At 70.1% G+C, this 16,972-nt stretch carries 15 protein-coding genes and 2 pseudogenes; 10 read left to right on the forward strand and 7 right to left on the reverse strand.

The window, feature by feature from the left end; translation table 11 throughout:
* Positions 1-51: 51 nt before the first annotated feature.
* Genes N7925_RS23210 through N7925_RS23225 form a run of 4 tightly spaced genes read left to right on the forward strand, consistent with a single transcriptional unit; the run spans position 52 to position 4,561 of the window.
* Positions 52-819, forward strand: coding sequence for a sulfite exporter TauE/SafE family protein (locus N7925_RS23210; protein WP_265601379.1), 768 nt, complete (start codon positions 52-54; stop codon positions 817-819).
* 31 nt (positions 820-850) lie between these two features.
* Positions 851-1,948 carry an alpha-hydroxy acid oxidase gene (locus N7925_RS23215; RefSeq protein ID WP_265601380.1) on the forward strand — a complete coding sequence of 366 codons (1,098 nt, stop codon included), beginning with the start codon at positions 851-853 and terminating at the stop codon, positions 1,946-1,948.
* Between the two features lie 58 nt (positions 1,949-2,006).
* Entirely contained in the window at positions 2,007-3,149 is a 1,143-nt protein-coding gene (locus tag N7925_RS23220) for an aminotransferase-like domain-containing protein (protein WP_265601381.1), read from the forward strand.
* 50 nt (positions 3,150-3,199) lie between these two features.
* The gene (locus tag N7925_RS23225) at positions 3,200-4,561 is read left to right on the forward strand and encodes a benzoate/H(+) symporter BenE family transporter (RefSeq protein ID WP_265601382.1); all 1,362 of its coding nucleotides are present in this window, start codon (positions 3,200-3,202) and stop codon (positions 4,559-4,561) included.
* A 61-nt stretch (positions 4,562-4,622) separates the two neighbouring features.
* On the opposite strand, the gene N7925_RS23230 is transcribed toward N7925_RS23225, so the two are convergent.
* The gene (locus tag N7925_RS23230; protein WP_274345029.1) at positions 4,623-5,492 is read right to left on the reverse strand and encodes an excalibur calcium-binding domain-containing protein; all 870 of its coding nucleotides are present in this window, start codon (positions 5,490-5,492) and stop codon (positions 4,623-4,625) included.
* Between the two features lie 284 nt (positions 5,493-5,776).
* Here N7925_RS23230 and N7925_RS23235 point away from each other — a divergent pair, with 284 nt between their 5' ends.
* Positions 5,777-6,784 (forward strand): phosphotransferase family protein, encoded by a 1,008-nt coding sequence (locus tag N7925_RS23235; protein WP_274345030.1) that lies wholly within the window; start codon positions 5,777-5,779, stop codon positions 6,782-6,784.
* 21 nt (positions 6,785-6,805) lie between these two features.
* Here N7925_RS23235 and N7925_RS23240 read toward each other — a convergent pair whose 3' ends face one another.
* The 4 genes and pseudogenes from N7925_RS23240 to N7925_RS23255 all read right to left on the reverse strand — a co-directional run bounded on the left by N7925_RS23240 (position 6,806) and on the right by N7925_RS23255 (position 9,863).
* Complete coding sequence (locus N7925_RS23240) at positions 6,806-7,075, reverse strand: hypothetical protein (RefSeq protein ID WP_274345031.1); 270 nt, start codon at positions 7,073-7,075, stop codon at positions 6,806-6,808.
* Between the two features lie 97 nt (positions 7,076-7,172).
* Positions 7,173-8,017, reverse strand: a pseudogene (locus tag N7925_RS23245) (IS5 family transposase).
* 187 nt (positions 8,018-8,204) lie between these two features.
* Complete coding sequence (locus tag N7925_RS23250; RefSeq protein WP_274345032.1) at positions 8,205-9,140, reverse strand: SDR family oxidoreductase; 936 nt, start codon at positions 9,138-9,140, stop codon at positions 8,205-8,207.
* Positions 9,141-9,230: 90 nt separating this feature from the next.
* On the reverse strand, positions 9,231-9,863 hold the full coding sequence (locus N7925_RS23255; protein ID WP_274345033.1) for an NADPH-dependent F420 reductase: 633 nt from the start codon (positions 9,861-9,863) through the stop codon (positions 9,231-9,233).
* Positions 9,864-10,030: 167 nt separating this feature from the next.
* Between N7925_RS23255 and N7925_RS23260 the strand changes: the two genes are divergently transcribed.
* Positions 10,031-10,939 (forward strand): LysR family transcriptional regulator, encoded by a 909-nt coding sequence (locus N7925_RS23260; protein WP_274345034.1) that lies wholly within the window; start codon positions 10,031-10,033, stop codon positions 10,937-10,939.
* Between the two features lie 205 nt (positions 10,940-11,144).
* Complete coding sequence (locus N7925_RS23265) at positions 11,145-12,125, forward strand: threonine ammonia-lyase (RefSeq protein ID WP_274345035.1); 981 nt, start codon at positions 11,145-11,147, stop codon at positions 12,123-12,125.
* 84 nt (positions 12,126-12,209) lie between these two features.
* On the opposite strand, the gene N7925_RS23270 is transcribed toward N7925_RS23265, so the two are convergent.
* Complete coding sequence (locus N7925_RS23270; protein WP_274345036.1) at positions 12,210-12,575, reverse strand: VOC family protein; 366 nt, start codon at positions 12,573-12,575, stop codon at positions 12,210-12,212.
* Positions 12,576-12,667: 92 nt separating this feature from the next.
* Between N7925_RS23270 and N7925_RS23275 the strand changes: the two genes are divergently transcribed.
* Both N7925_RS23275 and N7925_RS23280 read left to right on the forward strand, forming a co-directional pair.
* On the forward strand, positions 12,668-13,636 hold the full coding sequence (locus N7925_RS23275; protein WP_274345037.1) for a helix-turn-helix transcriptional regulator: 969 nt from the start codon (positions 12,668-12,670) through the stop codon (positions 13,634-13,636).
* Between the two features lie 34 nt (positions 13,637-13,670).
* A pseudogene (locus tag N7925_RS23280) lies at positions 13,671-13,871 on the forward strand (hypothetical protein); the annotation flags it as partial.
* 1,430 nt (positions 13,872-15,301) lie between these two features.
* Here the strand turns inward: N7925_RS23280 and N7925_RS23285 are convergent.
* A complete protein-coding gene (locus N7925_RS23285; protein WP_443032353.1) occupies positions 15,302-16,171 on the reverse strand; it encodes an endonuclease/exonuclease/phosphatase family protein in 870 nt (289 codons plus the stop codon).
* Positions 16,172-16,573: 402 nt separating this feature from the next.
* Here N7925_RS23285 and N7925_RS23290 point away from each other — a divergent pair, with 402 nt between their 5' ends.
* Entirely contained in the window at positions 16,574-16,969 is a 396-nt protein-coding gene (locus N7925_RS23290) for a hypothetical protein (RefSeq protein WP_274345040.1), read from the forward strand.
* Positions 16,970-16,972 lie beyond the last annotated feature (3 nt).

Here is a 16,972-nt window from a genome sequence, read left to right on the forward strand (position 1 = left end):
CGACAGGACCCGGCCCCGGGAGCCGGGGCCACGTCACGTGAATGAGGAAGAGTGGAACTGTACGAAGTGCTTGGCCTGCTCGTGGCCGCGACAGCGGCCGGCTGGGTGGACGCGGTGGTCGGCGGTGGCGGGGTGCTGCTCATCCCGGTGCTCCTGCTGGCCTTTCCCGGGTATTCGCCCGCGGTGGCGCTGGGCACGAACAAGATCGCGGCGGTCATGGGCACCGCGACCGCCGCGTACATGTACCAGCGGCGCACCAAGCTCGACCGCTCGGTCCTGCTGCCCGCCGCCGGGCTCGCGGTCCCCTTCGGCGCACTCGGCGCGCTGTCCGCGTCGAGCGTTCCCACGAGCTATTTCCGGCCCGTCATCATGGGGCTGCTCATCACGGTGGCGCTCTTCGTGGCCTTCCGGCCGAGTTTCGGGGTTCAGCAGAGAGACATCGTGGTCACCCCGCGCCGCCGCAATGCGGCCATCCTCATCGCGGGAGTCGGCATCGGTTTCTACGACGGGGTATTCGGGCCCGGCGTCGGCACCTTCCTCATCATCTCCTTCACCACGCTCCTCGCGACACAGTTCCTGGAGAGCGCGGCCATGGCGAAGGTGATCAACGCCTCCTCCAACCTGGGGGCCCTCGCGATCTTCGCCTGGCAGGGAAACGTCCTGTGGGCCCTCGGCCTGGGAATGGCCGTGGGTAACATCGCCGGCGCGATGATCGGGTCGCGCACCGCGATGAAAAGAGGATCCGGATTCGTCCGGGTCGTTTTGGTCCTCGTGGTCACCGGGATGGTGGCCAAGATGGGATTCGATCAGTTCGCCTGACGGAAATTCATCCGACTACGGAAGAGGTTCCATGGCAAGGGAATTATCCGGGCTGTTGACGCTGACCGATTACGAGCAGGCCGCAGCGTCCGTTCTCGACGCCGCTACCTGGGCGTACGTGGCGGGCGGCGCCGACACCCAGCTCACGGTCCGTGCCAACGCGGAGGCCTTCGACCGGGTCTGGCTGCGCCCCCGTGCCCTCGGCGGGACGGGCGTCAAACCCGACACCTCGGTGACCGTCCTCGGGCAGCGGCTGGCCCTGCCCGTCCTGCTCGCCCCGACCAGCCCGCAGCGCCTCCTCCACGAGGACGCCGAGATCGCGACCGCCCGCGCGGCCGAGTCGACGGGCACCGTATCGATCGTCAGCACCGACAGCCACTACGCCTTCCCCCAAGTGACCGGCGCGGTCGGCAGCGACAGCTGGTTCCAGCTCTACGCCTACCGGTCCCGCGACGACGTCGTCGCGACGATCGCCCTGGCGGAGGACGCCGGCGCGACCGCGCTCGTGGTCACGGTCGACGCCAACTACGCGGCCCGCCGCATCAGCACCCGGCGCGCGGGCTTCCGCACCCCCGCGAACGTCGACTTCGGCAACCTGCGCGCGCTGGGCGTGCTCACCGGCGACATCCCGGACGGCGCGCGCATCGAGCGCCTGCCGCTGACCTGGGACGACCTGGAATGGATCCGGTCCCGTACGCGGTTGCCGATCGTGGTCAAGGGCATCCTGCGGGCCGAGGACGCCGAACGCTGCGTCGCCCTGGGCCTCGACGGCGTCATCGTCTCCAACCACGGCGGCCGCCAACTCGACGGCGCGGTCCCCAGCCTGTTCGCCCTGGAGCAGGTGGCGGCCGCGGTCGACGGCCGCGCCCTGGTCCTCATGGACGGCGGCATCCGCTCCGGCGTCCACGTCGTCAAGGCTCTCGCGTACGGCGCGGACGCGGTGTGCGTCGGCCGCCCCTACCTCTGGGGCCTCGGCCTGGCCGGACAGCAGGGAGTGGAAGCGGTCCTCGACCTCCTCAGGGGCGAGATCGAGGACACGCTGCTCCAGCTCGGCGCGGACTCCGTCGCCGACATCGACGCCGGCTTCGCCGTCGACGCCCGCGGAACCACGAGCACGGCCGCACGCTGAGGCCCCCGGCCTCCCGAACCAGCCCTCCATACACGTCACTTGGCAAGGAGCTCTCTCAGTGACCGCTGCTGCTTCCGCGCCCTCCGCGACCGTCCACTTCTCGCGTGGCATCCCTCCGCTCGAAGCGATCCCATCCGCCGCCATCGCGGAGCTGACCGGTTCGATCCTCGCCTCCGAACCGGACCGGGTCTTCCAGTACGCGCCCATCGGCCACCACACCGGTGACCGTGAACTCCGCGTCCAGCTTGGTGCGTTCCACGCCGTCGACCCCGACCGAGTGTTCGTCACCAACGGCTCGCTCCAGGCCCTCGACCTGCTCGCCGCCCATCTCCTCAAGAACGCACCCGGCAGGAAGGTCCTCGCGGAGGCGCCGACGTACGACCGCGCCGTCCAGATCTTCGAGCGGCACGGGGGGCAGGTGTCCGGGATACCGCTGCGGCACGACGGCCTCGACCTGGACGTCCTGCGCGAGCGCGTGCGTACGGAGGTGCCCGCGTTCGTCTATGTCATCCCGGACTTCCAGAACCCCGCCGGGGTGACGACGAGCGAGGAGAAGCGGCGCGAACTGGTGCGGCTGTCAGCGGAGTTCGGATTCACGATTCTGGAGGACATCCCGTACCGGGAACTCCGCTTCGCCGGCACGGCCCCCACGCTCCTCGGTGAGCTCGCCGACTCCGTCGACGGTGCCCGGGTGCTCACCATCGGCTCGCTGAGCAAGGTCCTCAGCCCGGGACTGCGCGTCGGTTACGTCATCGGCGCACCCGGCACCCCGAGGGCCCTGGCGGCGCTCGCGGAGAGCACCTACCTCTCGCCCGCCCCGCTGCTCCAGGCGGTCGCGGCGCGGGCCTTCGCGAGCGGCCTGGTCCGGCGGAACATCGACGAGGTCCGGAACCTGCTGCGGCCGCGGCACGACACGGCGGTCGAGGCGGTGCGGAAGTCGCTCGGCGACGTCGCGCTGTGCGTGCCCGAGGGCGGCTACTACATCAGCGTGCATCTGCCGGTACGGACCGCGGAGGAGAAGTTCCTCGCGGCGGCGGGCGCCGAGGGCATCGCCCTCACCCGCGGCTCGGCGTTCTACCCGGCGGACTCGGCACCGCCGTCCGGAACGGTGTTCCTCCGGCTGCCGTTCCAGACCCTGAGCGGCGAGGAGTTCGCCGAGGGCGTCGCACGGCTCGCCACGGTGGCGCAGCGGACGGAGTAGGAGCGGCGAGGATGCCGCAACCGGGGGGACGAGGAGGGGAAAGGGACACGATGGCCACGGCCGAACAGGGCGCCGGGGACGGCACGGACGAGGCGCCCGGGCCGGATACGGGGACCCGCGCGGGGACCCGGGCCGCAGGCACCCCGGATGTGGCGACCGGGGATGCGGGGGCCCCGGGCGCAGGGGCCCCTGGCGGGGGCGCACAGGCTGTGTCCGGGCGGCGGGGGCTGCTGGCGGACGCCTCGCTCTCCGCCGTCCTCGCGGGCCTGATCACGGTCGTGGTCTCGTGCTCCGGCCCCCTCCTCGTGGTTCTCGCGGCAGCGTCCGCCGGCCACCTGACCGACGCGCAGACCGCGTCATGGGTGTGGGCGGCGTGCGTGGGCAGCGGTGTGACGTGTGCCGTTCTCAGCTGGTGGACCCGGATGCCGGTGATCACCGCGTTCTCGACGCCGGGTGCCGCGGTCCTCGTCGGCAGCCTCGGGGACTACACCTACCCGCAGGCCATCGGAGCCTTCCTGGTCAGCGGTCTCCTCATGGCGCTGGTCGGCCTGACGGGCGTCTTCGGCCGGGTCATGCGCCGCGTACCGCCCGGAATCGTGGCGGCCATGCTGGCGGGCGTGCTGTTCTCCTTCGGCGTCGACCTGTTCTCGGCGCTGGACGGCGCGCCTCTTCCGGTTCTGGCCGCCCTGGCCACCTACCTCGCGGTCAAGCAGCGATCGCCGAGATACGCGGTGGCCTGGGCCCTGCTGGCGGCCGTGGCCGCCACCTCCGTCGCCCCGGGCATCCACGCCTCGTCCGTCGACGTCGGGCTGACCCTTCCCGTCTTCACGGCACCGGAGTTCAGCGTTTCGGCGTTCGTGGGCCTGGCCGTCCCGCTGGCCGTGGTGACGATGGCCTCGCAGAACGCGCCCGGGCTCGGAGTGCTGGCGGCCTGTGGCTACCGTCCGAACGACCGGCTGCTCATCACCGTGACCGGGCTCGCCTCGACGGTGCTCGCGCCACTGGGAGGCCACGCCGTCAACCTGGCGGCGATCACGGCGGCGATCAGCACGGGCGAAGAGGCCCACCGTGACCCGCGACGCCGTTACGTGGCCGGTCTGGCGTCCGGTGTCTTCTATCTGCTGGCGGGCGTCTGCGGAGCCGCCCTAGTCGGGCTGTTCACCGTGCTGCCGCCCGAGCTCATCGCCGTCATCGCGGGGATCGCCCTGCTCGCCACGTTCTCCACGAGCCTCGCGCAGGCGGTGGCGGACGAGCAGGGCCGGGACGCGGCGGTGGTCACCTTCCTCACCACGGCCTCCGGTGTCACCCTCGGCGGCATCGGGTCCGCTTGCTGGGGACTCGTCCTGGGCCTGGTGACGCACCTGGCGCTCACCGCCAGGAGGCGGCGCGGCGCCCAGGAGGACGCGGCGTGAACGATCCGGTGGCGCGACGCCCAGGAGAGGCGGGGGCCACGGCCCGGAGGAGGTGCGGCGGTCACTCGCAGCCGACGCCGTCCCCGTCACGGTCCAAGTGCCGCCCGTAGCCCGGGTCCCCGGTCCGGATGGGCGCGGCGCCCGCGTTCCGTACGGCGGTGCAGTTCGCGTAGGAGACGCTGCCGCCACCACCCCCACCACCACGCGTACCGCTCCCGTCGGAGGAGGAGGAAGAGGAGGACTCGCCCCACGGCTCGCACCCCACGCCGTCGCCGTCGCGGTCCAGGTGGGGTGCGTAGCCGGGATCACCCTTCTCGACGGGAGCGGCCCCGGCGGCGCGTGCGGCGTCGCAGTTCTTGTAGTACGCGGGTGCCGGGTCCGTCGCCTCCGGGGCAGGGGTCGAGGCATTCGAGACGGGAGTCGGAGTCGTTTCAGGGGTGGCCGCGCCGACGGTGATGCGGACGACGGCGGTGGCGGCGGGGACCTCGGTGCCCTTCACGAGGACCTCGTACGTGAGCTCGTCCTCGCCGGCGTACCCGTCCCCGGCGGTGTAGGTGACCGTGGTCCCGGACACCGATGCGGAACCGTGCTCGGGCTCGGTGTCGATGCTCAGGGTCAGTTCGGCGGGGTCGTAGGTGTGGAGCAGCGCGGCCCGGTCCCCGTTCTCCAGGGTGACGGAGTCGTTGTCGAGGACGTCCACGTCCAGGCTGTTGCCCACGTCCGTGCTCTGCTCGTCGTCCATGAGTGCCAGCGCCCGATCCACGGAGGCCGAAGAACCGGCCGACGCGGCGGCCTTCCCGCCCTGGGCGTCCGTGTTGCCGTCGTCGCCTCCGCACCCCGTCAGGATCAGCGCGAGCGCGCCCGCTCCGGCCGATATCCGTATGCGGAGGAACCCGTGCCTGGGCCGCCGTGACTGCTTCCTCGTCTGCATGTGTTGCCCCCAAGGCCGAACTCTGTGCTGTGGAGCAGCCGATGCTCGCAGCGCGCCCGGGCTCGCATCAGGGGCATGTCGGAAGCGAAGCGGAATTGTGATGAGAGCGTGTACAAAGCGTGTAGGGGCGGTCGGAGGGAGACGTGGGAGGCGAGAGAAGAGCCGAGGTTCGGGAGCGAGAGAGCGAAGGGGCGAGGGAGCGAAGGGAGCGACGGGCAGGGTGACGGCAGCGGTCGGCGCCGACCACCCCCGGTCCTTCACGGCAAGCCACCACGGCGTCCCGTATGAAGGACCGGCCGTCCGATATCGACGAAACCGTCCTGGCCGCCACCCTCGGGGCCTGGGGCATCGAACCCGTCCTGCTCACCCACGCCCCGGTCGCCTTCGGCGACCACCACTGGGTCGCGGCCGACGCGGAAGGACGGCAGACCTTCGTCACGGTCGCCGACCTCGCGCACAAGCCGCACTGCGGACGGGATGCGGCCGGGGCGTGGACAGGTCTGAGCCGCGCCATGAACACGGCCGCGATGCTCGAATCCGCCCTCGGTGAAGCGGCGTCGGTGGCACCACTACGCACCGGCGGTGGCGGGACGCTGCTCCGCCTGACCGACCGGTACGCCGTGAGCGTCTTCCCGTACGTGGACGCGCCCGCCGGCCACTTCGGCCAAGTGCTGGACCCCGGGGCGCGAAGAATGCTGGTGGAGCGCCTGACCCAACTACACATCACGCGAGCCCCGTTGGCGACCCCAGTGCATGACCCGGCGTTGCCGGCTCGCGGGGTGATCGAAGTCGGCCTGGCCGATCCACAGCGTTTCCGCGCGGATGCGGGCCCGTACGCGCAACGGTGCCAAGCCCTGCTGGCAGCCAACTGCACAGCGCTGCACGCAGCGTTGGGCCGTTTCGACAGCAGCACGGCAAGGCTCACGTCCGAGGCGTCGACCTCTCCCGCCACCGCCGCGGTGGTCACCCACGGCGAGCCCCACCCCGGCAACGTCCTGGACCCCGGAGGCCGTACCCTCCTGGTCGACTGGGACACCGTCGCTCTCGCACCGCCGGAGCGCGACCTCTGGCTCGCCACCGACGCCCCGGAGGACCTGTCCCGTTACGCCGAACTCACCGGCCACCGCCCGGACCCGGAGCTGCTCGCGTACTACGAACTCCGCTGGGCCCTGGACGACATGGCCGCCGCGCTCGACATCTTCGGCGCCCGGCACCCGGACACGGCCGACACGCGGCAGGCGTGGGAGGGCCTGGTCGACGCGGTGACCGCGCCGGCGGACGGTCGGCGCTAGGGCGCCTCTTTCGGATCATGGTTAGGCGGCATCCCACTCTGCTTGCAGCCAGCTGAGTTGCACCCCGCTGAGCGGCGGCTCAAAACCTGCAGGGAACATGAGCGTGAATGGCTGTGGCCACATGTATTCAAGCCCGTGCTCCTCACAGTGCAGAGCGATGAGATGCGGCCCCGCCCCGCAAGCCTCGCGCTGGTAGAAGCGGTCATGCGCCTGACAGAAGTAGGAGAACACCGCGCAGTCGTCCTCGTCAGTCGGCTCGTGGAAGCCGGGGTCCCGGACGATCAGTGTCACCGGTTCCTGACGGTTGAACCGGGGAATGGGCCGAGGATCGCGCCACAGCAGTCGAGGGGGAAGCACACGATCATTCTGTGCCAAGGGCGGCTTCGAGTCAGCGCGCGGACCAGATGAAGATGCCCGCGAGGTGGAGTGCCGCCTGGTAGATGGTGGCGGTCTTGTCGTATCGGGTGGCCAGACCGCGCCACTGTTTGAGCTTGTTGATGCACCGCTCGACTGTGTTGCGCTGTTTGTAGGCGTCGCGGTCGAAGGCCGGTGGTCTGCCGCCATGGCTGCTGCGGCGTTTGCGGTTCGCGGCCTGGTCGGCGGGCTGTGGGATCACCGCCCGGACCCCGCGCCGGCGAAGATGAGCGCGGACCGCGCGGGACGAATACGCCTTGTCGGCCAGGACCACCTCCGGCGTGGTCCTGGGACGGCCGGTCGGCCGGGGCACCCGTAGCCGGGCCATTACCTGGGTGAACGCGGGTGCGTCACCTGCCTGGCCGGGCGTGAGAACGAAGGCGAGCGGCCGACAGCGGCTGTCCGCGGCAAGGTGGATCTTTGTGGTCAGCCCGCCGCGGGACCGTCCGAGGGCATGGTGGTCCGGCTCGTCGGCCGGGGCCCCTTTTGACGGGCCCCGGCAGCGTGCTGATGAGCTCGGACGACGGTGGAGTCGACCGCGACGACCCAGTCGAGGTCGCCTTCGGCGTCGGCCTGGGCCAGCAGGGCGGTGAAGACCTTCTCCCACGTGCCGTCGGTGGCCCACTTCCGCAGCCGGTTATGAGCGCCCTTCCATGATCCGAAGTGCTCGGGCAGGTCCATCCACGGCGTCCCGGTGCGGTACTTGAACGCGATCGCGTCGATCACCTGCCGGTGATCCCGCCACCGCCCGCCCCGCTTCGGAGTCCGGTCCGGCAGCAGCGGCTCGATCCTCGCCCATTGGGCGTCAGTCAACGACACACATCAACCAACGATCAGATGATCCGAAGGAAACGGCCTAGGTCCTTTCGTTCGGATCACCGGACAGACCGGAGCAGAGATGCCACGTCAGCTTGGCACTTCCTCCCGATCGCCCGTCCTCGCTGGCGGCGATGGCGGTGCCGATGGCCTGCTGGCGTTCCCGCACGGGCGGTGGACGGCCAACCGTTCAGGCGGCGGGGAAGTAGTGGCCGTTGTCCAGATCGGCGATAAGGCGGGGCTGGGCGGGTTCCCAGCCGAGGGTGCGGCGCGTGATGGCGTTGGACGCCGGGTAGCTCTGCGTGACGATGTTGGTGAGGAATCCGAAGTAGCCCGGTGTCATCAGGGAGTCGTCGGGGATGCTCACGGCGGGCAGGCCCAGACGGTCGGCGAGGGCCTCGGCGATGTCGCGGAAGGGGGTGCCCTCGTCCTCGACCGCGTGCCAGTAGCTGCCGGCCGGCCCGTTCTCCAGGGCCAGGCGGAACAGGGCGGCGGTGTCGCGGATGTGGACGGCGTTCCACACGTTGGCGCCATCGCCGGGGTAGCCGGCGAACCCCTTCTCCTTCGCGAGCGCGATCAGTGTGGGAAGGAAGCCCGCCACATCACTCGTGCTGTGCGCGATGTTGGCGATCCGCACGACCGAGGAACGCACCCCCTGCCCGGCCAGGTCGATCACGACCCGCTCCACGACGTTGCGGGCCCGCAGGGTGCCCCGGTGCTCTTCGCCGGACGGCAGGGCAGGGTCTTCCTCGGTGGCCGGCCGTCCCAGGTCACCCGGTGAGCCGATGCTTCCTGCGGTGACCAGCGGCTTTCCCGTTCCCGCGAGGGCCTCGCCGTAGGCGAGCAGGATGGGGAGCTCCGCGGCGGCCACGGCGTCCATACCGCCGGTGGGCAGGAGGTCCTGTCGGTGGGCGACGTGGATGACGCCGTCGGAGGCGGCGGCTGCTTCCTTGAGCCCGTCGAGGTCCGCCAGGTCACCACGGCGCACTTTCGCACCGAGCGCGGAGAGGGTCTCAGCGGACGCGTCCGACCGGGCCAGGCCGGTGACCTCGTGCCCTGCGGAGATGAGCTCGGGAATGATGTGAGAACCGGAATGCCCGGTCCCGCCGGCGACGAATACATGCATCTGGAATATTCCTTAAAGGGGTGGACTGGGGCTTTCCGTGACGCTCGCGAGACATTCCCGGACGACACGGAAAGAGGTGAGGAGCGCTATTCAGCGCAGCAGGGTGACGTTGAGGGAGAAATCGGTGTGTTTGACGGAGTGGCTCATCAGGCCCAGCTCCAGCAGGCCGACGTTTTCCAGCGCCCGCGCCATGAATAGGTCGCCGGTGTCCCAGGGGCGCAGCCCCAGGCTCTCGACGAAAGCCGACACGCGGGTCTTGGCCTGCGCGTCGTGGCCGGCGATGAACACGTCCACCGGGCGGCCCTCGGCGGACCCGGCGGCCACCACGTGGGAGAACACCGTGTTGAACGCCTTGACGACGTGCGCGTCGTCGGGAGCGGCCTCGGCGATCTCCTGTGCTCCGGAGCTGTCAGCGGGCACGACGAAGCCCTGCAGGTCAGGGGTGACGGGGTTGGTGACGTCGACGATGGTCTTGCCGCGCAGTGCGTCCCCGTACTCCTTCACCACCGCTACCGCGCCGGCGTAGGGCACGGCGAGGATCACGATGTCCCCGGCCGGGATCTCACCGGCCGTGCCCACGGTGGCGCCGCCGAGTGCGGCGGCCACTTCCTGCGCCTTGGCCTGGTCGCGGCCGAGGATCTCAACGGTGTTACCGCCGGCGAGCGCCCGCCCGGCCAGAGCCTGGGCCATATTGCCCAGTCCGACGATGCTGATACTGCTCATCAGTATTCCTGCTTTCCGATTTCCGGTCCTGCCGGGGGAATTTCCGCATCGATTTCACTTTCGACGCCGTGAGGCGCGTATGTGATGCTGCCACCGCCCCCAGGAAACGTCCAAGACCTCTTGAGACCCTGGTGATACCCTGAAGGTCTCACCACGTCGGAGGCCGTATGGATCTCGATCTGCGAAAACTGCGGTACTTCGTCGCCGTCGCCGACCGGCTCCACTTCGGCCGCGCCGCCGACGGACTCCACATCGCGCAGCCGGTGCTCAGCCGACAGATCCGCGCACTCGAGAAGGATCTCGGCGCGGCACTGTTCACCCGGGACCGCCACGGCGTCGAACTGACCGACGCGGGCCGGCAACTGCTGGCCGACGCCGGCCCGTTGCTCGCCTCCGCCCACGCGCTGCGCCGCCGTGTGTCCGAGGCCGCCGGCGGCCGGCGGCTCATGGTCGGCTTCCGCGCCGGCATTCCCATCACCCCGGCGGCCCGCGCGTTCGAGGGCAGGCACCCCGACGTGATCGTCGATGTGCAGCGGATCGAGGGCGACGACCAGGCCGTGATGCTGCTCGACGGGCGCATCGACGTAGCCTTCGTGCGCCTGCCCATCGACGAAACCGGCCTGCGCCTGACGCCCTTGTACACCGAGCCGCGGGTGGCGGTGCTGCCGGCCGGGCATCGCTTCGCCGGTAAGGCGGAGGTCACCGAGACCGACCTGGCCGGTGAGCTGCTGCTGTGGGACGGTGACGTGAACTCGCAGCCCACCAAGCGCCCGTTCGCCAACGCCGGATACCCGGTGCGCGGGGTCGACGAAACCCTCGAACATGTGGCGGCCGGACGCGGCATCTCCTTCCTGGCCCGGTCGGCGTCCGTCTTCTACTCGCATCCCGACATCGCCTACGTGCCCATCCCGGACCTGGCACCCGACCACGTGCACCTCGCGGTAGCGGCAACGCACACCTCACCGGTCGTCGACGACTTCATCGCCGCGGCTCACTCGGCGGCCGAGGTCACGGCAGAATGCGGCAACTACGAAATGTGGCAGCTCGGGGGCGACGCCCTCACACGGCACGCGTAAGCAGCCACTGGAGACCGCCGCCGCATGCGAGATCTTCGACCACCGCACCCCACCCCGTCGCCCTCGTCCGGGCCGGCGCCCGCTTCGAGAACGGTCACCCCGTCGAACGCCCCGAGGTACCCGCCGCAGCGAGACACCCCAACCGGCCTGCAACCGCGGCCAATTGCTCAGAGGACCCGTGCAAGTGGCGCTACGCTGCTGTGTCGTGCAGGAGACGCGTCTCAACACGGCTCGGATCCGGGCGGCCCGCCGGGTGATCGACCCGGTCTTTCTCGACACTCCGCTGTACCGCTGCGAGGCGCTGGAGCCCGGCCTCGGGTGCACGGTGAGCATCAAACTCGAAACGGCGAACCCGGTCCGCAGCTTCAAGGCCCGCGGCACGGAGGTAGTCGCGAGCCTGCTCGCCGACAGTGCCTCGTCAGCCGCGGTGTGCGCGAGCGCGGGCAACCTGGGCCAAGCCCTCGCCTGGTCCGGGCGCGGCCGGGGGCTCGACGTCACGGTCGTGGCATCCCGCTTCGCGACGCGGACCAAGCTTGATCGCATCCGCGCACTGGGCGCCGGGTTGGAGCTGGTGGACGGCGACCATGAGATGGCTCGCGAGCGGGCGGCGGACATCGCGCGGTACGACGGCATCCGGCTGGTCGAAGACAGCCTGGACATCGAGACCTGTGAGGGCGCGGCGACCATCGGCCTGGAACTCGTGGATACCGCGCCGTCGTTCGACACCGTCCTGATCGCTCTCGGCGGTGGGGCACTGGCCACCGGCGTGGGTCATGTGGTGAAGGCATGGGCACCGGAAGTCGAGGTGATCTGCGTCCAGCCGCGGGGCGCACCGGCGCTGACCCACTCGTGGCACCAGCGGCGTGTCGTCACCACCGACTCGACCGACACCATCGCTGACGGCGTCGCCGGCCGGCGTCCCCTTCCGGCCGTCCTGGACGATCTCCTCCTGGTCGCTGACGACGCCGTCCTGGTCGAGGAGTCGTCGATCATCTCCGGTATGCGGATGCTTCTCGACCACGCCGGTCTCGTCGTCGAACCTTCGGCCGCGCTCGGCATCGCGGCGATCCTCGAAGATCGCGATCGCTTCGCCGGCCGACACGTTGTCACCATCGTGTGCGGCAGCAACGTCGACGTAGACACCTACCACCGCTGGGTCGGCACAGCTCCCCTCCGCAGGTCTTGACCGTGGTCTCCCGTCGCTGACCTCTCGCAGTCGGACGACGGCAGGCGCGACGCCTGGCGTGCGCGCCTGCCGCAGTGCCGTCTCTCAGTCCTGCGGTGCGACGCGGATACGGTTGCCGTCAGGATCGGCTGCGAGGAAGGTCAGCCCGAACCCCGCGTCATGGGGTTCGCGCAGGATCGTGACCCCTTTGGACTGCCACTGGTGGAACGTCGCGTTGAGCTCGCCGGGTCCACCGTCGATGGCCAGGCAAATCTCACTGGTGCGCGGGACGTCCGGTGACAGATCCTCGAACTGGCCGGACCACAGGGCGAGGTCGGCGCCCGGCCCGAGGTCGAAGGCGATGTATCCCGGCGTCTCGAACGAGGGGCTCATACCGAGGAGGTCGCCGTAGAAACGAGCTGCGGCGGCGGAGTCGTTCACGTAGACGATGGACACGACGGATGCGGTCATGATCATTCCTTTTCCCGGGTCGTAGGTACGCATCCACCAGCCTGATCGGTATATGCGCCGCATCCTGTCGCCATTCCTGAAAAAATCGGTGCGTGACCCCAGACCGCTTCTTCGCCCTGATGCTGCTCCTCGAATCGAGGGATGCCGTGACGACACAGGAGCTTGCCTCGGCGCTCGGGGTGTCCCTTCGAACCATCAACCGGGACCTGAACTGGCTCCGTGACGCGGGTCTGCCGGTATCCGCACAGCGGGGCCGCTTCGGAGGCGTGACCATGCTGCCCGGGTCCGGGCTCGACCTCGCGCGACTCACACCGGGCGAACGCGATCATCTGTCGCTCACCGGGCTGGATGAGAGGCAACGTGCGGAGCTCGACGTGTCGGTGGAAAGCCGGCGCGCGCTTTCCAAGATCTCCGGCGCACCGTCACGTCGAGTGCGGGAGCAGCACCTGCCGCTCACCGACGTAGTGCACGTGGACAGCCGCCCCTGGCGTCAGATACGAGCTTCCGGCACGACTCCGGCTTCGCTGATCGGCGCGGTGCGGAGAGGCCGTCGGCTGCGCATCGAGTACGACAGCCCACGCGAGCCGTGCCGGCGCGACCTTGTCGTGGACCCCTACGGACTGTTCGCCAAGGCCGGCAGCTGGTACCTCGTCGCGGACTGCGACCGAGTGGCACGGATGTACCGGATCGAACGCATCACGACGTGGACGGAAGTCGACCAACCACGACGGATCCGCGAGAACCAGAGCTTGGCCACCGTCGCCGAGGCGCTCGTCGAGCAGTGGGAACACCGCCACGCGATAGAGGTCAGCGCCACCATCGACGAGAGCCAGATCGGGCGAGCGCAACGGATCTTCGGCCTACGCCTCATCCGGGGCGACCATGAAGACTCCGCCACCGGCCGCCGGGTCACGATCCGCTTCCCGCATCTGGAGGACGTGCGAGCACTCCTGCCGTTCGGCAGCGCCATCACTGTGCACGGCCCCGACGAAGTCAGGGCTCACCTCCGCGACCTCGCCACCGGCCTTGCCCACCACTACGCGCCGTCACCGGCGTCCTGACCCGGGCGTCGGTGTCCGCTGGTAGCTTCCTGCGATGAGCGAGCAACTGCCGGGCGACGGCACCGAACTGCCACCCGAGGAGATCGAAGGCCTCGCCGCCAGGTGGTCGTCCAGTTGGACTCCGGGTGAGGTCGCGCAGCGGCTCGCCGGGATCAGCACGCCCTGGTGTGTGGCCGCGGGCTGGGCGCTGAACCTGTTCCGGGGCGGGCAGACGCGCGTACACGGAGACAGGGAACGACTGGCGCAACGGCGCACGGCGGTAGTCCGGTTGCGAGCTGGGTGGTGAGCGGGGGCGCACTTTTCCCGGACGTCGTACCAGGTCGAAAGCGTGCGGTACCGTGACGGCGACATCACGCTCTGTGCGCGTACGTAGGCGGGCATAGGGCGGCCCCCGGAGGTGCGCGAACACCCACCCGAGGGCCTAACACCCCCAGTGGCAGGAGCCCACTAGAAATGCTGCGTCATGTTATCGCGCCCTCTTCGGGCTGGACCAAAGCCCCGCACACGGTCGTACGCGACCGGCGGATGAACAGCGATGCGAAAATCCTCCTCCTGTACGTCCAGGGCCTCCCCGACTCCGCCACGAACCGCCCGCTCGGCGAGCTGGCACGGAAGCTGGAGATCAAGGGCCGCCCGTACCAACTGGCCAAGAAACAACTGATGGAGCACGGTTTCGTCCACGAGTGGCGGGCCCAGGCCGATGGCGGACGCTGGGCGACGGACCAGTTGTTCACGAACACGCCGCTGACGAGCGCCGAGGCGAGGATCGTACGGGCGACGCTGGAGGGGGGCGGCAGGCGCTCGCCGGAAGAGGCGCCTGCCGCACCGCCACCGCCACCGGGTAAGCGGTATCCGACGGTCGGTGGACCGACTCCCCGGACGGCCGGTGGCTATGAACCGGAGGAAGACCACAGTGATAAGACCACTCCCCACCCACCCTCCGAAGCGGAACAACCGGAACAGCGCCGAGCGCAACCGGAACCGAGGCCGGAACCGCAACCCGGGCCGGAACCGGAACCGGAACTGACACGGGAGCCGACACCGGAACCAGAACCGGAGCCGACACCGCTACCGGAACCGGAGCCGACACGGGAGCCGGAGCCGACACCGGAACTCCCACCCTCTGCGGCCGACTCCGCCCCGGCACCCCACGCGGCCCAGACGTCGCGCCTCGACCCGGCGCCCCACCCCGCCTCCCGACTGGCCAAGGCGGAACGGCTGCTGCTGTCGCTGCGCCACACGCGCCGCGACCTGTTGCTGGGGGTTCGGGAGGCGCGCGGGCTGGCGGTGGAGGCGGTGAAGTGGCTGGAGGGCGGCTTGTCGGAAGAGGATGTGCGGCACGCGCTCCTGGCCGCCAGGCCCGAGGGAGGGGTGCACTCGGCGGTGGGCTTCCTGCGCCACCGCCTGATCGAGAAATGCCCGGTGGCCCCGCTCCCGGCGCCGCCACCCCCACCGCCCGTCAGGGAGATGATCGCCTGCGCGGGGGAGGGGGAGCAGCACGTCTTCCGCCCGCTGGGCGACGAGACGCTGTGCGTGGGCTGCCGCAGGGCGGCGGCGTACGCGAGCTGGATGGTCGACACGGACACGTACGACTTCCCCGAGGACATGAACTGGAGGCAACGCGTCGAGGCGGTACGGAGAGCCGACGCGCTCCGGGCCGCGCAGTCATCCCAGGACGACGCGGGCGGCGACGGGCAGATGGTCGCTGCCGGTGGCGGGCAGGGTGCGGAGGTGGCCGACGGTGGCGGAGCGGGCCAGGACCTGATCGATCCGGGCCAGCGGGAGGGAGGCGGGGAAGCTGAAGGCGAAGCCGCGCTCGGCCACGTTCAGGCGTGAGGTGAGAGGCTCCAGCCCCCGGTCCTCCACGGTCCCGTTGAGGTCCCCGAGCAGGATCACCGTATCGACGCTCTCGGCGGCGATGGCGCGCCCGAGCAACTCGGCACTCTCGTCTCTCCGTTCGGACGCGAGCCCACCGGCCCCGATCCGGACGGAGGGCAGATGGGCGACGTACGCCGCGACGTCCCCGTACGGCGAATCGACGACGGCACGCACACCACGGCTCCACCCTTCCGCGATGCTCGGCGGCTTGATGTCGACGACCCGCTCCCCGCTGAGCGGGTACTTGGACCAGAGCCCGACGGTGCCCCGGACGACGTGATGCGGATATTCGGCGGCGAGAGCCTTCTCGTACCCGGACAGCTGCGGAACCACCAGCTCCTCCAGCGCGACGAGGTCGCCCCCGGCCTCGATCAGCGCCCGGGCGGTCGCCGCCGGATCACGGTTCTCGTCGCTGACGTTGTGCTGCACGACGACGAGCGACCGCCCACCGCCTCCCGCACCGGGCAGGAGCAGCCCACCGAAGAGATGCACCCAGACCCCCACGGGCAGGAGCACCGCCACCAGCGCGACGGCGGACCGCCGCACCAGGGCGAGCACCAGCAGCAGAACGACGATCATGCCGGCCCACGGCAGAAAGGACTCCACCAGACTCCCGACCCGCCCGACGGCGTTGGGCACACCCCGGTGGAACGCCATCACCCCGGCCAGCACCACGGCAAGCACGGCGAGGACGCGCCCCCGCCGACCGTCGCCCGCGCCGGGGACCTCCTGCCCCGCCGCCGACTCCGTACCAGGGTCTGCCTGCTCCACCATGTCGTCCCATCCGCTTGGTCCCGCTTACAGGACGAGTGACCGGGCGAACAGGGTTCCGACCTCCCATCACGATCTGGCACAGGGAGCAGGGAGCAGGGCACAGGGAGCAGGTCCGCATTTGATTTGGCCCGCAGGCCCCGGAGATCATGTCGGCTCAACCCGAGGCACCCGGAAACGGGGCCACGGGGAACGGGGATATCGGGGACAACGGGGAGAATTCTTACGGTGGCGTGGGACGAATGGGAACAAATCAAAGCTGACGTCGCGGTGAATGGGTCGGCGCAGATGCAGCTGAACCAGGCCCCGGCGGAGGGCGGAACCACGGGCGGCTCGACTTCGGGGGATCTGAAGTCGAACAGGAAGACGTGGGTCAAGGCCGGTGAGGGAGTCACCGGCCTCAAGGACGGCGTCGGCAAGGCGCTGACGAAGCTTGCCGACGGTCAGGCGGGGCTGGGGGACACCACCGGGTCGCAGAGCGCGGCGGCACAGAAGGAGCTCTACGCCTCGTGGAAGAAGTACGTGAGCGATGTGAGCGGCCGCTGTGAAGCGTTGGGTGGACTTCTGCGGGGAGCAGGCCACGATCTGTCGAAGTCCGACGAGGAGGCCCAGGCGGAGCTGGAGAAGCTCAAGGTGACATACGGGGACACCGAGCCCGTCGGTGGCCAGGCGAAGGAGAAGTGAGCC

The sequence above is a fragment of the Streptomyces sp. CA-278952 genome (assembly GCF_028747205.1).
In the GTDB taxonomy this organism is placed as follows: Bacteria; Actinomycetota; Actinomycetes; order Streptomycetales; family Streptomycetaceae; genus Streptomyces.